Annotated in this window: 15 protein-coding genes and 1 pseudogene; 8 read left to right on the forward strand and 8 right to left on the reverse strand. The window is 69.2% G+C overall.

All coding sequences use genetic code 11. The features are described 5' to 3' along the window. Positions 1 to 41 precede the first annotated feature (41 nt). Positions 42 to 1,436 carry a methylenetetrahydrofolate--tRNA-(uracil(54)-C(5))-methyltransferase (FADH(2)-oxidizing) TrmFO gene (gene trmFO, locus ACSQ1L_RS01660; protein ID WP_435991323.1) on the reverse strand — a complete coding sequence of 465 codons (1,395 nt, stop codon included), beginning with the start codon at positions 1,434 to 1,436 and terminating at the stop codon, positions 42 to 44. A gap of 144 nt (positions 1,437 to 1,580) precedes the next feature. Here trmFO and ACSQ1L_RS01665 point away from each other — a divergent pair, with 144 nt between their 5' ends. Next, positions 1,581 to 2,399, forward strand: a complete 819-nt coding sequence (locus ACSQ1L_RS01665; RefSeq protein ID WP_435991325.1) for a hypothetical protein — start codon at positions 1,581 to 1,583, stop codon at positions 2,397 to 2,399. A gap of 64 nt (positions 2,400 to 2,463) precedes the next feature. Beyond that, a complete protein-coding gene (locus ACSQ1L_RS01670; protein ID WP_435991326.1) occupies positions 2,464 to 3,411 on the forward strand; it encodes a CPBP family intramembrane glutamic endopeptidase in 948 nt (315 codons plus the stop codon). Here ACSQ1L_RS01670 and uvrA read toward each other — a convergent pair. Both uvrA and ACSQ1L_RS01680 read right to left on the reverse strand, forming a co-directional pair. Beyond that, positions 3,408 to 6,353 (reverse strand): excinuclease ABC subunit UvrA, encoded by a 2,946-nt coding sequence (gene uvrA / locus ACSQ1L_RS01675; protein ID WP_435991328.1) that lies wholly within the window; start codon positions 6,351 to 6,353, stop codon positions 3,408 to 3,410. The genes ACSQ1L_RS01670 and uvrA overlap by 4 nt on opposite strands. Positions 6,354 to 6,525: 172 nt before the next feature. Further along, positions 6,526 to 7,014, reverse strand: a complete 489-nt coding sequence (locus ACSQ1L_RS01680; protein WP_435991330.1) for a group III truncated hemoglobin — start codon at positions 7,012 to 7,014, stop codon at positions 6,526 to 6,528. A gap of 347 nt (positions 7,015 to 7,361) precedes the next feature. Between ACSQ1L_RS01680 and ACSQ1L_RS01685 the strand changes: the two are divergent. Both ACSQ1L_RS01685 and ACSQ1L_RS01690 read left to right on the forward strand, forming a co-directional pair. Next, a pseudogene (locus ACSQ1L_RS01685) lies at positions 7,362 to 7,775 on the forward strand (ATP-binding cassette domain-containing protein); the annotation flags it as partial. 483 nt (positions 7,776 to 8,258) lie between these two features. Then, the gene (locus tag ACSQ1L_RS01690; protein WP_435992487.1) at positions 8,259 to 8,876 is read left to right on the forward strand and encodes an ATP-binding cassette domain-containing protein; all 618 of its coding nucleotides are present in this window, start codon (positions 8,259 to 8,261) and stop codon (positions 8,874 to 8,876) included. Here the strand turns inward: ACSQ1L_RS01690 and ACSQ1L_RS01695 are convergent. From ACSQ1L_RS01695 to ACSQ1L_RS01705, 3 genes are read right to left on the reverse strand one after another with little or no spacing between them, the layout of a single operon-like run. Beyond that, positions 8,860 to 9,303 carry a flagellar basal-body protein FlbY gene (locus ACSQ1L_RS01695; protein ID WP_435991332.1) on the reverse strand — a complete coding sequence of 148 codons (444 nt, stop codon included), beginning with the start codon at positions 9,301 to 9,303 and terminating at the stop codon, positions 8,860 to 8,862. The genes ACSQ1L_RS01690 and ACSQ1L_RS01695 overlap by 17 nt on opposite strands. Next, positions 9,303 to 9,605: a rod-binding protein gene (locus tag ACSQ1L_RS01700; protein WP_435991334.1), complete on the reverse strand. Its 303-nt coding sequence runs from the start codon at positions 9,603 to 9,605 to the stop codon at positions 9,303 to 9,305. Before ACSQ1L_RS01700 ends, ACSQ1L_RS01695 begins: the two co-directional genes overlap by 1 nt. A gap of 2 nt (positions 9,606 to 9,607) precedes the next feature. Continuing rightward, on the reverse strand, positions 9,608 to 10,714 hold the full coding sequence (locus ACSQ1L_RS01705) for a flagellar basal body P-ring protein FlgI (protein ID WP_435991336.1): 1,107 nt from the start codon (positions 10,712 to 10,714) through the stop codon (positions 9,608 to 9,610). A 183-nt stretch (positions 10,715 to 10,897) separates the two neighbouring features. On the opposite strand from ACSQ1L_RS01705, the gene ACSQ1L_RS01710 reads away from it, so the two are divergent. The 4 genes from ACSQ1L_RS01710 (at position 10,898) to gltX (ending at position 14,186) form a co-directional block, all read left to right on the forward strand. Next, a complete protein-coding gene (locus ACSQ1L_RS01710) occupies positions 10,898 to 11,323 on the forward strand; it encodes a flagellar assembly protein FliX (RefSeq protein WP_435991338.1) in 426 nt (141 codons plus the stop codon). A gap of 182 nt (positions 11,324 to 11,505) precedes the next feature. Further along, positions 11,506 to 11,934 carry an RNA polymerase-binding protein DksA gene (dksA, locus tag ACSQ1L_RS01715; RefSeq protein WP_435991340.1) on the forward strand — a complete coding sequence of 143 codons (429 nt, stop codon included), beginning with the start codon at positions 11,506 to 11,508 and terminating at the stop codon, positions 11,932 to 11,934. 10 nt (positions 11,935 to 11,944) lie between these two features. After that, positions 11,945 to 12,799 carry an alpha/beta hydrolase gene (locus tag ACSQ1L_RS01720; RefSeq protein ID WP_435991342.1) on the forward strand — a complete coding sequence of 285 codons (855 nt, stop codon included), beginning with the start codon at positions 11,945 to 11,947 and terminating at the stop codon, positions 12,797 to 12,799. Positions 12,800 to 12,851: 52 nt separating this feature from the next. After that, complete coding sequence (gene gltX, locus ACSQ1L_RS01725) at positions 12,852 to 14,186, forward strand: glutamate--tRNA ligase (RefSeq protein WP_435991344.1); 1,335 nt, start codon at positions 12,852 to 12,854, stop codon at positions 14,184 to 14,186. 84 nt (positions 14,187 to 14,270) lie between these two features. Here the strand turns inward: gltX and ACSQ1L_RS01730 are convergent, their stop codons facing one another. Both ACSQ1L_RS01730 and ACSQ1L_RS01735 read right to left on the reverse strand, forming a co-directional pair. Beyond that, positions 14,271 to 14,561, reverse strand: a complete 291-nt coding sequence (locus ACSQ1L_RS01730) for a CC_3452 family protein (RefSeq protein WP_435991346.1) — start codon at positions 14,559 to 14,561, stop codon at positions 14,271 to 14,273. A 91-nt stretch (positions 14,562 to 14,652) separates the two neighbouring features. Continuing rightward, positions 14,653 to 15,255 (reverse strand): TIGR00730 family Rossman fold protein, encoded by a 603-nt coding sequence (locus tag ACSQ1L_RS01735; RefSeq protein ID WP_435991348.1) that lies wholly within the window; start codon positions 15,253 to 15,255, stop codon positions 14,653 to 14,655. Positions 15,256 to 15,312 lie beyond the last annotated feature (57 nt).

Raw genomic sequence — 15,312 nt, forward strand, 5'->3', positions numbered from 1 at the left:
CCGCGCGCGCCGAAGCGGCGACGCGGAACTATGGCGGGAAGTCAGGCGTCGCGCCACGCCTTCAGCGCGTCCATCGCCCGGAGGCTCATCAGCCGCTTCTTGGCCCGCCCACGGTCCTTCGGCGGAATCTTCCGCCCCTCGGCGTCGACCTTCGGCGCCTCCAGCGGCGGAAGCAGGCCGTAGTTGATGTTCATCGGCTGGAATTTGGAGATGCCGCCGGGGCCGTCGAGGTGACCGCCGGTGATGTGCTCCACCAGGGCGCCCAGGGCGGTGACCTGCGGCGGGGCCTCCAGCGGCCGGCCCAGCCGTTCGGCCGCGGCCAACCGCCCCGTCAGCAGACCCATGGCGGCGCTTTCGACATAGCCCTCGACGCCCGTCACCTGGCCGGCGAAGCGCAGCCGCGGCATGGCTTTCAGGCGCAGCTGCCGGTCCAGCAGCTTGGGCGAGTTGAGGAAGGTGTTGCGGTGCAGCCCGCCCAGCCGGGCGAACTGGGCGTCCTGCAGGCCGGGGATCATGCGAAACACCTCGGCCTGGGCCCCGTGCTTCAGCTTGGTCTGGAAGCCGACCATGTTGAACAGGGTGCCCAGCGCATTGTCCTGCCTCAGCTGGACGATGGCGTGGGCCTTGACCTGGGGGTCGCGCGGATTGGTCAGGCCGACCGGCTTCATCGGGCCGTGGCGCAGGGTCTCGCGGCCGCGCTCGGCCATCACCTCGATGGGCAGGCAGCCGTCGAAATAGGGGACGTTCTCCCACTCCTTGAACTCGGCCTTGGGTCCGGCCAGCAGGGCGTCGATGAAGGCCTCGTACTGCTCGCGGTTCATCGGGCAGTTGACGTAGGCCGCGGCGTCGCCGCCGGGGCCTTCCTTGTCGTAGCGCGACTGCCGCCAGGCGATGTCGAAGTCGATCGAGTCGGCGTGGACGATCGGCGCGATGGCGTCGAAGAAGCTCAGAGACTCCTCGCCGGTCAGCTTCAGGATCGCCTCGGCGAGGGCGGGCGAGGTGAGGGGGCCGGTGGCGACGATGACGTTGTCCCACTCTTCGGGGGGCAGGCCGGCGATCTCCTCGCGCACGACGGTGACCAGCGGATGGGCCTCCAGCTTCGCCGTCACCGCCTGTGAGAAGCCCTCGCGGTCCACCGCCAGCGCGCCGCCCGCCGGCACCTGGTTGAGGTCGCCGCAGGCCATGATGATCGAGTCGAGCGCCCGCATCTCGGCGTGCAGCAGGCCGACGGCGTTGTACTCCCAGTCGTCCGAGCGGAACGAGTTCGAACAGACCAGTTCGGCCAGGCCGTCGGTGTGGTGGGCGTCGGTCTTCACGCCCGGGACGCCGCGCATCTCGTGCAGGACCACGGGAACGCCGGCGCCGGCGATCTGCCAGGCGGCCTCGGAACCGGCGAGACCGCCGCCGATGACATGGATGGGGGAGGGAGAGCTCATGCGCCGGGGTTCTATCCCGCCCCGCCGCCGGCGCCAGTTCTTATTTGGATTTCAAGCTGGCGAGTCGCCGGACCGGGCCATAAGATCAGCGCCGAGGCCCGACCTGCGGCGCCAATTCCACCCCCCTGTATCCGGAGGCGAGCTGTGACCGTGTCGGCGACCGAAGCGGCGTTCGAAGGCTTCAGGGTGACCCGGCGCCATCCGGGCGTCGTGCTGATCTGGGCCGGCGTCTGGCTGATCGGACTGATCCTGATGATGGCGGTGATCCTGCCTCTGATGACGCCCTGGATGGACGAGATCATCGCAGCCGAGGGCAACGCGTCCGCGCTGACGCCCGGCGCCCGCCAGGCCATGCAGATGGCGACGTTCGCCGCCATCCCGGTCGGCCTTCTGCTTCAGGCGCTGATCATGCCGGCCGTCTACAGGGCTGTGCTGCGCCCGCAGGAGAAGGGCTTCGCCTGGCTTCGCATTGGCCGGGACGAGGGACGCATGTTCGTGGTGCTGCTGGTGCTGGGCCTCGTCTCGGTGGCGCTGAACCTCGCCGGAACCCCGCTTCAGCAATGGGCGGCCGGGGCCCTGACGCTGCCGCTCCGCCTGCTGCTGTCGCTGGCCCTGTTCGCGTTGAGCATCTTCATCAGCGTCCGGCTGTCGATGATCGCACCGGTCACCTTCGTCCGCCGCAAGCTGGCGTTCCGGGAGGGCTGGCGGATGAGCGGGCGGCTGTTCTGGCCGCTTCTCGGCCTGACCGTCATGGTCATCGCCATGGCGGCGGTCGTGGTCCTGCTGCTGGTTCTGATCGGCTGGCCGCTGCAGGTCATGGTCGGCGGGGCGGGCGCGATCGGCCCCACCCAGGGAATCGGAGCCTTGCTGATGCTGTTGCTGATGCCGCTGGGCGTCGCCCTGGTCACAGTCATCCTCTGGGCGCCCTTCGCCGCCCTGTGCAGGGACTTGGCCGAGACCTGACGGCCCGGCCCCGGCGTTGACGGCCAACAGCAATCAGTTGTTTGTGCAGGTATCGGGGGGAATCATGACCGGCATCGAACTCTACGCGCCGCGCAAGCCGCGGCATCGGCGGACCTGGACGGCGGCGGCGCTGGCGCTGGCGATCGTCTTCATCGTCGTCAGCCAGATCATCGTCGCCGTTCCCGGCATCCTGCTGGGCTTCATAACCATCGAAGGGAAGACCGTCGGCTGGCAGGGGACGGCGTTCACGCTCGCCTCCTTCGCCGTGACCGCCGGCGTCGTCATCCTCTGGGTCACCCTGTTCGAGAGACGCGGGCTCGCCACCATCGGCTTCAACGGCCCGGGCCTGAAGCGATTCACGCGCGGCTACCTCGTCGGCCTGGCGTTCCTGATCGCCGTGGTCGGGATCATCTGGGCGCTGGGCGGCTATACGGTCGACGCCGGCGGGGCGTTCTCGACGGCGAACGTCGGCGCCGCCCTGATCCCGATCGTGATCCTGATGCTGGGTTTCGTCATCCAGGGATCGACCGAGGAAATCCTGACGCGCGGCTGGCTGATGCAGGTCATCGCGTCCCGCCACGGCCTGGCCTGGGGCATCGGCCTGAGCTCCATTCTGTTCGGCCTGTTGCACGCGGCCAACATCGATCCCTCGCCGGAGCTTCTGACGGGTGTGCTGAACGTGGTCCTGTTCGGCGTCTTCATCGGCATCTACGCCGCGCGCGAAGGCTCGCTGTGGGGCGTCTGCGGCTGGCATGCGGCCTGGAACTGGCTGCTCGGCCTCGGCTTCGGCCTCGAGGTCTCGGGCCAGGTGATCGAGACGACGCCGCTGGTCGTCGATCTGGGCACGCAGGCGACCGTTCCCTGGTGGGTGACCGGCGCGGCCTTCGGTCCGGAGGGCAGCGTGGTCACCACCGTGGTGCTTCTGATCGGGACCGCGGTCCTGATCCTGCGCGGGCGGACGCAGGACCATGGCGTCGAGGGCCAGGCCGCGCCCGAGCCGGTCGGCGCCTAGGCGGTCCGTCGAGCCCCGGCCGCCTTGCGGCCGGTCTTCGTCCCGGTCGCCGACAACGCCGCCACCCGCGTCCTGCGGCGCGCCTCGTGCCGGTCCAGCACCTCCTTGAGGTATTTCCCGGTCCAGCTCTTCGGATTGGCCGCGACCTGCTCGGGCGTGCCGACCGCGACGATCTCACCGCCGCCGTCGCCGCCCTCGGGGCCGAAGTCGATCAGCCAGTCGGCCACCTTGATGACGTCGAGATTGTGCTCGATCACCACGATGGTGTTGCCGTTGTCGACCAGTTCCTGGAGCACCTCGAGCAGCTTCCTCGTGTCCTCGAAATGCAGGCCGGTGGTCGGCTCGTCGAGGATGTAGAGGGTCTTGCCGGTGGCGCGCTTCGACAGCTCCTTGGACAGTTTGACCCGCTGCGCCTCGCCGCCCGACAGCGTCGTCGCCGACTGCCCGACCTTGACGTAGCCGAGCCCGACCCGGTTCAGGGTCAGCATCTTGTCGCGGATCGACGGCACTGCCTTGAAGAAACTCCCCGCTTCTTCAACCGTCATGTCCAGAACATCGGATATGCTCTTGCCCTTGAAGACGATTTCCAGCGTTTCCCGATTGTAGCGCTTGCCCTTGCAGACGTCGCAGGTGACATAGACGTCGGGCAGGAAATGCATCTCGATCTTGATCAGGCCGTCGCCCTGGCAGGCCTCGCAGCGGCCGCCCTTGACGTTGAAGCTGAACCGCCCGGGGCCGTAGCCCCGCGCCTTGGACTCCGGCAGGCCGGCGTACCAGTCGCGGATCGGACCGAAGGCGCCGGTGTAGGTGGCCGGGTTGGAGCGCGGCGTGCGTCCGATCGGGCTCTGGTCGATGTCGATGACCTTGTCGAACAGCTCCAGTCCCTCGATGCGATCGAACGGGGCGGGGGCGTCCGAGGCGTTATGCAGCCGGCGGGCGGCCGCCTTGTACAGGGTCTCGATGGTGAAGGTCGACTTGCCGCCGCCCGACACGCCGGTGACGCAGGTGAACAGGCCGCCGGGGATTTCGCCGGTGACGTTCTTGAGGTTGTTGCCGGTCGCGCCGCTGATCTTCAGCATCCGCTTGCGGTCGACGGGGCGGCGGCCTTCCGGCGGCAGCTCGATCTCGCGCTCGCCGGTCAGGTATTTGCCGGTCAGTGAGTTCGGATTGGCCATGACGTCGGCCGGCGTGCCCTCGGCGCAGACCTCGCCGCCATGGATGCCCGCGGCCGGGCCCATGTCGATGACGTAGTCGGCGGTGAGGATAGCCTCCTCGTCGTGCTCGACCACCAGCACGGAGTTGCCGAGGTCGCGCAGCCCGCGCAGGCTTTCCAGCAGGCGGGAGTTGTCGCGCTGGTGCAGGCCGATCGACGGCTCGTCCAGCACATAGAGCACGCCCGTCAGGCCTGAGCCGATCTGCGACGCCAGCCGGATGCGCTGGCTCTCGCCGCCGGACAGCGTCCCCGAGGCGCGCGACAGGCTCAGATAGTCGAGCCCGACGTTGTTGAGGAAGCGCAGCCGGTCGGTGATCTCCTTCAGGATGCGCCGCCCGATCTCCATCTGCTTGTCGGTCAGCTTGTCGCCGAGGGCTGTGAACCACTCATGGGCGTGCTTGATCGAGAGCCATGAGGTCTCGGCGATGTCCGTGCCGGCGATCTTGACCGCCAGGGCTTCGGGCTTCAGCCGCTTGCCGCCGCAGGCTTCGCACGGCGTCTCGGACTGGAACCGGCCCAGCTCCTCGCGCACCCAGGCGCTGTCAGTCTCGCGCCAGCGCCGTTCGAGGTTGGGCAACACGCCCTCGAAGGCCTTGGAGACCTCATAGGTCCGGGCGTTGTCGTCGTAGCGGAACTTGATCTTCTCGGTCCCGGTGCCGTGCAGGATCACCCGCTGCGCCTGTTCCGGCAGCTCGCGCCACGGCTTGTCCATCGAGAAGCCGTAGTGCTGGCTCAGCGACTGCAGGGTCTGGGTGTAGAGCGGCGACGGCCCGCGCGACCATGGGGCGATGGCGCCCTTGTGCAGCGTCTTGTCGCGGTCCGGCACCACCAGGTCGGCGTCGAAGGCCAGCTTGACCCCCAGGCCGTCGCAGGTCGGGCAGGCCCCGAACGGATTGTTGAACGAGAACAGCCGCGGCTCGATCTCGCTGATGGTGAAGCCCGAGACCGGGCAGGCGAACTTCTCCGAGAAGGTCAGCCGGCGCGGCTGTTCGCCCTCCGGCGCATTGGCCCATTCGGCCACGGCGATGCCGTCGGCGAGGCCGAGCGCGGTCTGCAGGCTGTCGGCGTAGCGGCCTTCCAGCCCCGGCTTGGTGACGATCCGGTCCACGACGATGTCGATGTCGTGCTTGAACTTCTTGTCGAGGGTCGGCGCGTCCTCGATGGCGTAGAACTGACCGTCGATCTTGAGCCGCTGGAAGCCCGAGCGCTGCCACTCGGCGATCTCCTTGCGGTACTCGCCCTTGCGGCCGCGCACGACGGGGGCCAGCAGCAGGATGCGTTCGCCCTCGGGCAGGGCGTTCAGCTTGTCGACCATCATCGAGATGGTCTGGCTCTCGATCGGCAGGCCGGTGGCTGGCGAATAGGGCACGCCCACGCGGGCCCACAGCAGGCGCATGTAGTCGTGGATCTCGGTCACCGTGCCGACGGTCGAGCGCGGATTCTTCGAGGTCGTCTTCTGCTCGATGGAAATCGCCGGCGACAGGCCCTCGATCAGGTCCACGTCCGGCTTGCCCATCAGCTCCAGGAACTGGCGCGCGTAGGCGCTCAGACTCTCGACGTAGCGGCGCTGGCCCTCGGCGTAGATGGTGTCGAAGGCGAGCGAGGATTTGCCCGAACCCGACAGGCCGGTCATCACCACCAGCTGTTCGCGCGGGATGTCGAGATCGACGCCCTTGAGATTGTGCTCGCGCGCGCCGCGCACGCGGATGAAATTGTGCTTTTCGGTCATGAGGCCTGAAGGCTTGGGAGTCCGGGAACGCGGAGGGGCCGGGGAGGGTCCGGCGCGACAGCGCTATATGGGGATTGGTTCGCGGGATTCAGCAAGAACATTGTAGGAACAAAATGTCCGCTGCGCCAGTCTGCTGACAGTTTCTGGCAGCCGGGGCCCGGCGTCGGTCTTGTCAGTCCGCCGGCGCCCACGCCTCCGTCGGTCGAAGGTACCGCTCACCCTTGCCGAGCAGGACGCCGTTGGCCCCGGCGATGCCCAGTTCGAGGCTCTCGGCGATGCGGCGGGCGCGTTCGATGAAATGGTCGGCGGCGACGGGCGGGCAGAGGTCGCGCGCCGTCGCCTCGAACAACTCCAGCCAGCGATCGAAATGGCGGGCGTCGACCGGCAAGGGCAGGTGTTTCGGCATCGGTCGCCCGTGATAGACGCCGCTCATCAGGGCCACGGACGACCAGAACAGCCGCATCTGCTCGAGATGCGGCCCCCAATCGCTGATGCGGTCGTTGAACACCGGCCCGATCAGCGGATCGGCGCGCACGCGGTCGTAGAAGCCGTCGACCAGGCGGGCGATCATGGGCTCGTCGATGCCGGTGTCGGCACGGATCTGCCCGACGATCGCGGCGCGGCGTCCGGCGGCGTCCTGGGGATCGGCGGGGTGGCTCATCGTCCGGGATGTAGGGCCGAAGCGGCGCGGAAACCAGCCGGTGCGACGCGGGGCCGCCGCTCTGATCCGCCGGCGGTAACGGCTTCGTCAGCACCGCCGACCTCCGAAATTGCTTGCGAAGCCGGGGCTTGGCGCCCATCCTCCTGCTTCGAGTGAGTTCACTGGAGGTCCGCCCGTCATGATCAGCGCCCTGGAAATCGGTTTCGCCCTTTCCGCTTCGCTGCTCGTGCTGGCCTATGTCCTCGTCCAACCTCGTCCCAAGCCCGTCCGCATCCGCACTCGTGACGCTCGATCGCGTCGCGGCCCGCACGCCTGACGGCCACACCCTATTCTCTGACCTGAGCCTCGCCTTCGGGCGTGAGCGCACGGGGATCGTCGGCCGCAACGGCGCGGGCAAGACCACGCTGCTGCGCCTCGTCGCCGGCCTGGCCGAACCCACCGAGGGCTCAATCTCGCGCGCGGGCCGGGTCGGCTGGCTGGAACAGCGGCGCGAACCCCGGGCGGGCGAGACCCTCTCGGGCCTTCTGGGCGTCGCGCCCGCCATGGCCGTGATCCGGCGCTTGCTCGCGGGCGAGGGCGAGCCGGACGACCTCGCCGCCGTCGACTGGACGTTGGAAGGCCGGATCGACATCGCGCTGGCGGACGTCGGCCTGCCCGGCCTCGACCTCGATCGTCCCGCCTCGACCCTGAGCGGGGGCGAACAGACCCGCGCCCGGCTGGCGGCCCTGCTGCTGGAGCGGCCGGACCTGCTGGTGCTGGACGAACCCACCAACCATCTGGACGCCGACGGCCGCGCCGCCATCGCCGACCTGCTGGCCCGCTGGAAGGGCGGGGCGGTGGTGGTCAGCCACGACCGGGCCCTGCTGCGCCTTATGGACCGGATTGTCGAACTGTCGGGGCTGGGCGTCGCGACCTACGGGGGCGGTTACGACCTGTACGCCGAACGTAAGGCGGCGGAGCGGGCGGCGGCGGACCGCGATCTGGACGTGGCGGAAAGGAGCGCGGCCCGGATTCACCGCGAGGTCGTGACGGCCTTGGAGAAGAAGGCCAGGCGCGACAGGGCGGGGCGCGCTTTCGCGGCGAGGAAGTCGGAGCCGAAGATCCTGCTGGGCGCGATGGCCGAGCGCGCCGAGAACTCGGGGGGCCGGGAGACCCTGCTGGCCCAGCGCCGCGCGGCGGAGGTCGAGGCCGAACTCAGCGAGGCGCGCGAACGCGTTGAGCGGGTCCGCGCCATGACCATTCCGATGCCCTCCACGGGGCTCTCGTCCGGGAAGACGGTGCTGACGCTCGACGGGGCGGCGTGGGACGCGCCGGACGGTCGCCGCATCGTCGGTCCTGTTTCGCTGCGGGTCGTCGGCCCGGAACGGGTGGCGATCACCGGCCCGAACGGCGCCGGCAAGACCACCCTGCTGCGTCTGATGTCAGGCGATTTCGCGCCGACGGCCGGTCGGGTGGAGCGCCCCGTCGCGGCGGCCCTGCTCGATCAGGAAACGGCCTTGCTCAGGCCGGACGAAACCCTGATCGAGGCTTACCGCCGCCTCAATCCGGAGGCGACGCCCAATGAGGCGCACGCGGCTCTGGCCCGCTTCCTGTTCCGCAACACGACGGCGCAACGGGTCGTCGGCACCTTGTCCGGCGGCGAGCGGCTGCGGGCGGGGCTGGCCTGCGTCATGACCGCCGCCCGACCGCCGCAACTGCTGGTCCTCGACGAGCCCACCAACCATCTGGATCTCGACTCGATCGCGGCGGTCGAAGCGGCGCTGGCCGCCTATGACGGCGCTGTGGTGGTGGTCAGCCACGATCCCGACTTCCTGCGGGCGATCGGCGTGGAGCGAACGATCGAACTCAGGCCGTCCGGTTGAAGGCCACCGCCCGGCTGTCGCCGGTGTTGGCCCGGCCGCTGGCGCCATAGGCGGACGGATTGCCCCGCTGGGTGGCCACCTCGGCGGCGATGGTCTTGACCAGCCCCTCGGAGATGATCCGGGCGGCCTCGATGGCGCGGGAATGGCGGGTCAGGATGGCTTCGAACGCCTGGGTGACCCGGATCAGGGCGGCCCGCTCCTTGGCGGGGGCGGCGGCGAGCGTGCCCGGATCGGCCTTCACCTGCGCCGATTCCCGACGGTAGGCGTTGGCCAGATCCTGGGTTCCGGCCAAGCTGGCGGCGGCGTCCTGCGGCCGGTGCGCCTCGAAGGCCTCGGCTTCGACGCCGAGGCTGGCGGTCAGCCGTTCCGTCAGGTCGATCAGCTGACGCACCCGGGCGGTGGCGTTGAGGGCGGCGGTTCCGGTCATCACGCTTGCTCCTGCATCTTCAGCATCTGGGCGACGACCTGGTCGGCGAGGCCGATCCCGCCGGCCTTGACCGTCTGCTTGGCCATGGCCTCGATCATGAAGCTGCGCCAAGTGCTTTCGCCCTCGCCGCCGCCGAACGGGCCCTCGGTCGAGAGGCCCTCGAACATCGGCTTCATCATCTGCGCCAGGAAGGAGGCCTCGAACGCCTCGGCGGTCTCGCGCATCCGGGCCGTGGGGGCGGCCGCCGGCGGGGCGGACGGCGCCGGCTGGAGCAGGGCGGGGGAGACGGACAGGTCGCTCATCCTCACATCACCTCGATTTCGGCCTGCAGGGCGCCGGCAGCCTTGATGGCCTGCAGGATGCTGATCATGTCGCGCGGGCTAACGCCGAGGGCGTTCAGGCCGTTGACGAGGTCGGACAGCGAGGCGCCGCCGCCGATGATGCGCATCTGACGGCCGAGGTCCTCCTCGACCGAGACGTCCGACTGGGGCACGACCACTGTCTCGCCGCCGCGGCTGAAGGGCTCCGGCTGGCTGACCACCGGCGTCTCCTGCACCGAGACGGTCAGGTTGCCCTGGGCGATGGCGACGGTGGAGACCCGCACCGCGTCTCCCATGACGATGACGCCGTTGACCTCGTCGATGATCACCTTGGCGGGGGCGTCAACGGCGACCGGCAGGTTCTCGACCCGGCTGATGAAGCCGGCCATGCCCATCTGGCCCGGCGCGCGCAGGGCGATGACCGTGCCGTTCTCGGCCAGGGCCGCGTTTGGATAGACCTGGTTGATGGCGGCGGCGACGCGCTGGGCGGTGGTGAAGTCCGGGTTGCGCAGCGTCAGCCGGATCTCGTTCATGTTGGCCAGCTGGAAGCCGGTCTCGCGCTCGACCGTGGCGCCCGAGGCGATGCGGCCCGCGGTGGGCACGCCGCGCGTCACCGACGATCCCGAAGCCCCCGACGCCGAAACCGCGCCGGTCTGGATCGAGCCCTGCGCGACGGCATAGACCTCGCCGTCGGCGCCCTGCAGGCTGGTGACCAGCAGGGTCCCGCCCAGCAGGCTCTTGGCGTCGCACATGGACGAGACGTTGACGTCGATGCGGGCGCCGGGCGTGGCGAAGGGCGGCAACTCGCCCGTGACCATGATGGCGGCCATGTTCTTGGAGTTGGCGTTGGAGCCGCGGATGTTGACGCCCAACCGCTCGGTCATCCCTTCCAGCGACTGCCGGGTGAACGGACAGTTGCGCAGGCTGTCGCCGGTGCCGTTCAGGCCGACCACCAGCCCGTAGCCGACCAGCTGGTTGGTGCGGACGCCCTCGACGGCGGCGATGTCCTTGATCCGCGACTGCGCCTGGGCGGGGAGGGCGAACCCGGCCACGGCGGCGGCGGTCAGGAGGGAGGCGAGCAGTTTCTGCATCGGTATGGTGTCCGCGAACTGTTGTGTTCACCGCGATGCCAACGCCGTGCCAAATGGAAAATCCAAGAAAAACAGCGCGACTGACGATTCGAGTGGCTGGCGGTGCGGCAGAAAATGCCGGGGCGTTAACCAAACAGTGACCCCCGCCGACGAATGGTCCGGCATGTCCCGGAGTCGCAATCCATGAAGGTCACCGGCCCCTCTGGCCCGTCTTCCTCGCAAGGTGCTCGCCCCGCCAAGCCGGCCGGCGGTTTTTCCGTGCCCTCCGCCGGGGGCGCGGCCTCGACCGGCGCCGCTGCGGCCGCCGCCGGCGTATCCGGCGTCGCGGGCGTCTCCGCCCTCATGGCCCTGCAGGGGGTAGAGGACGCCACCGAGCGTCGTCGGCGCGCCATCCGCCGCGGCGGCGGCCTGCTGGACCGGCTCGATGAATTGAAGCTGGCCCTGCTGGGGGGCGAGGCCGGCGAGGGCGCGCTGGAACGCCTCGGCCGCAGCCTGGGCGAGGAACGCCCGATCGACGCCGATCCCGCCCTGAACAGCCTGCTCGCCCAGATCGACCTGAGGGCCGCTGTCGAGCTCGCCAAGGCTGATCTTCGCCGCACCGCAGCATAAACCGGCGAAATCTTTCGCAAAAGCACGATCAAGCGGTGTCGGGTGATGAAGAAATGTCACGCTCGGCAACCGACCGGATCAATCGTCGGTCACGCTCGCGCGAGCGTTGTTGCCGCGACTCTTCGTCGTCCCTATACGCAGCGGTGCGCCACAGGGGGGCGCTGGTTGAGAGCGTGAGTGCGATGAACGCATTGGCGTCTGTGATCGAGCCGAGCGACTATCGGCCGTCGGAAGACGAGCCGTTCATGAATGAGCGGCAACTGGCTTACTTCAAGGCCAAACTCCTGGCCTGGAAGGACGAGATTCTTCGCGAGTCCAAGGGGACGGTGGTCAACCTGAAGGCGGAGACGGAGAATCACCCGGATCTCGTCGACCGGGCGTCGTCGGAATCCGACCGCGCCCTGGAACTGCGGACGCGGGACCGCCAGCGCAAGCTGATCTCAAAGATCGACGAGGCGCTGCGCCGTATCGAGGACGGCTCCTACGGCTACTGCGAGGAAACCGGCGAGCCGATCAGCCTCGGCCGGCTTGAAGCCCGCCCGACGGCGACCCTGTCGGTTGAGGCCCAGGAACGCCACGAGCGTCGCGAGCGGGTCCACCGCGACGACTGAAGGTCGCGCCATGCGCCTCTTGATCGGCCTGCTGTGGCTCCTGAGCCTGTCGACGCCGGTCAGCGCGCAAGCGATCGACCCCGCGCGGCGCGCCGATGGGGCCTCGCCCGAAACCCCGGCGGCCCTTCGCGGCGACTATTTCTACATCCGGTCGGACGAGATCGGCCGCGGCTACCATATCCATGTCCGCTATCCCGAGGGCTATGGCCCGGCGGCGGAGCGCACCTGGCCGACCGTCTACCTCACCGACGGCGACAGCCTGTTCCCGATCCTGGCGGCCAATCACCTGTTCCTCCACTACGATGACGGCCTGCCCGAGGCGCTGGTGGTGGGGATCGCCTATGGCGGCTTCGACCCCTCGGTGAACCGGCGCAATATAGATTTCCAGTCTCCGGGAGCCGGCGTGGAGCCGTCCCGGGCGGGGGCGGCGGCCTTCCAGCGTTTCCTCAAGGCCGACCTGATCCCCCTGATCGAGCGTCGCTATCGCTCGGACCCGACCCGGCGGGTGCTGTTCGGACAGTCGCGCGGCGGCGCCTTCGTGCTGTACTCCGCCGTAACCGACCCGGATCTGTTCTGGGGGCGGATCGCCAGCAACCCCTCCGTCACCCCCGGCCTCGAATCCCTCGTGGAGACCGCCGCCCCGTCCGGACAGCCGAACCTGGGTCTGGTCGTGGTCAGCGGCACGCGCGATCGGGCCGACTTGCAGGCGGAGGCGGCCCAATGGCTCTCCGAATGGGAAGCGCGCCCGGAGAAGCCCTGGCGGCTGTTCGGCGTGATGCTGGACGGCGGAACCCACGCCGCGGACGCGCCCGCCGCCTACCGCCTCGGCATGAACTGGCTGTTCGGCCCGGACCCAGCGCCTTGACTTGACCGCCCGGGAGCGCGACCTACCGCGCCTCGCGTTTCAAGGTCGCCCCATGTCCGTCAAGGTTCGTTTCGCCCCGTCGCCGACGGGGAAGCTGCACGTAGGCAATGTGCGCACCGCCCTGGTGAACTGGATGTTCGCCAAGGGGCAGGGGGGCTCGTTCGTGCTGCGCATCGACGACACCGACCTGGCCCGCTCCACGGCCGAGTTCGAGCAGGGCATCGAGGACGACCTGACCTGGCTCGGCCTGGTCTGGGACGAACGCTACAACCAGTCGAAGCGGTTCGACCGCTATGAGGAGGCCGCCGCGCGCCTGAAGGCGGCGGGCCGGCTGTACCCGGCCTATGAAACCGCCGACGAACTCGATCGCCGTCGCAAGGTGCAGCTGTCGCGTGGCCTGCCGCCCGTCTACGACCGCGCCGCGCTGGAACTGACCGACGCCGACAAGGCCGCCTACGAGGCCGAGGGCCGCCGCCCGCACTGGCGCTTCAGGCTCGACGGCAAGCGCGTCGCCTGGGAGGACATGGCCCGCGGCCACGCCGAGGTGGACACGGCGTCGATGTCCGACCCCGTCCTGATCCGCGAGGACGGCCTGTTCCTCTATACCCTGCCGTCGGTGGTGGATGACATCGACATGGCCATCACCCATGTGATCCGCGGCGAGGACCACGTCACCAACACCGGCGCGCAGATCGAGATCTTCGAGGCGCTGGGCGGGCCCGTTCCGGCCTTCGCCCACATGCCGCTGTTGGTCGGCGCCGACGGCCACGCCCTGTCCAAACGGCTGGGCTCGCTGTCGATCGCCGAGATGCGCGAGCAGGGCTATGAGCCGATCGCCATCACCAGCCACCTCGGTCGCATCGGCACCTCCGATCCGCTCGAGGTCGCGCCCTCCATCGAAGCCTTGGGCGAAAGCTTCTCGTTCGCGAAGATGGGCCGCTCTCCGGCGCGCTACGACACCGCCGATCTCGACCGCCTGAACGCCCAGGCCCTGCACGCGACGGGGTATGAGGCGGCGAAGCCGCGGCTCGAGGCGCTCGGCTGCGATCTCGGCGAACCGGTCTGGAACGCCTTGCGTCCCAATCTTCAGAAGTTCGCCGATGTGATTGATCTTGAACGGATCATCAGCGGACCGATCACGCCCTTGGTCGAGGACCCCGCCTTCGCCGCCGCCGCGTTGGAGGTGCTGCCGCCGGTGCTCGACGCCGATGCCTGGTCCGTCTGGACCCATGCGGTGAAGGAACGGACCGGAGCCAAGGGCAAGGCCCTGTTCATGCCTCTGCGCCACATCCTGACCGGTCAGGCGCACGGTCCGGACATGGCGACCCTGGTGCCCTTGATCGGCCGCGAGCGGATCGTGAAGCGGCTGGCCGGCGAGACCGCCTGACGGGTCAGTCGCCGCGCACCGGCCGCGAAAAAGGCCGCGCTCCGGAGAAGCGCGGCCTCTTCACAGGCGATCCTGGTTCGCCGGTCAGGCGTTGCAGGCGGCGAGCTGCTCGGCCGTCAGTTCGACGCCCTTGTAGCTGAAGGCCGTCACGGGGCCGAAACGGGCCACGACACGGCGGCAGGCGCGCGCGGCGGGCTGGTTGGCGCCGCCGTTGGCTGTGCAGGTCGCGCCTTCACAGCGCCAGGCGGCGCCGTCGATGATGGTGCGTTCGGCGGGGGCCTTGGACGCATCGGCGAGCACGGCGCTCGAGACCGGGGCGTCGGCGAAGGCCGGAGCGGCGACCAGCATGGTCGCGGCGATAAGCAGAGCACGCATGGATAGTCTCCGAAGATGGCAGAGGGCGTTGATCCGCCCGGCGACGTCAGCGGCCGGCGTCGAACGCGAGACGTGACTGACCAGTGATTACTTATCGCCGATCATGTTGCAAGTGAGGCGTTGCGTCCGCGGCCGCCACCGTCTCGATCGCTTCGGCCACTGTGTTGCAGACAACCCACGCCTGCCGGAAGGAGGCGGGCGTCATCCCTTCCTCGATGCTGTGCTCCATGACGGCCAGCAAGGCGTCCCAGAAGCCGTTGAGATTGAGGAAGATCACCGGCTTGGCGTGCAGGTCCAGCCGCTTCCAGGAGAGGATCTCGATCGCCTCCTCGAGGGTGCCGACGCCGCCGGGCGCGACCACGAAGGCGTCGGACTGGTCGTACATGATGGTCTTGCGCTCGTGCATCGACGGCACGACCAGGGTTTCGACCTCGTCGAACAGCCGTTCGCGGCTGCGCAGGAAGCCAGGCATGACGCCCAGCACCCGCCCGCCGGCGGCGTGCGCCGCCCGCGCGGAGGCCCCCATCAGGCCCACGCCGCCGCCGCCGTAGACCAGCCGCCAGCCCGCCTCGGCCGTCGCCTCGCCGAACGCCCGCGCCGCCGCCAGATAGTCTGGATGGACGGCCTCGGAGGAGCCGCAGAACAGGCAGACCGACTTGCCGTCGAACGGCTGGATGGTGGCGGGCGACGACATGGGGCCTCGAAAGACAGTATTAAAGACAGCGGCCTCATGGCCGCGCTATCAGGGGCG

This window comes from Brevundimonas sp. LjRoot202 (assembly GCF_964253355.1).
In the GTDB taxonomy this organism is placed as follows: domain Bacteria; phylum Pseudomonadota; class Alphaproteobacteria; order Caulobacterales; family Caulobacteraceae; genus Brevundimonas.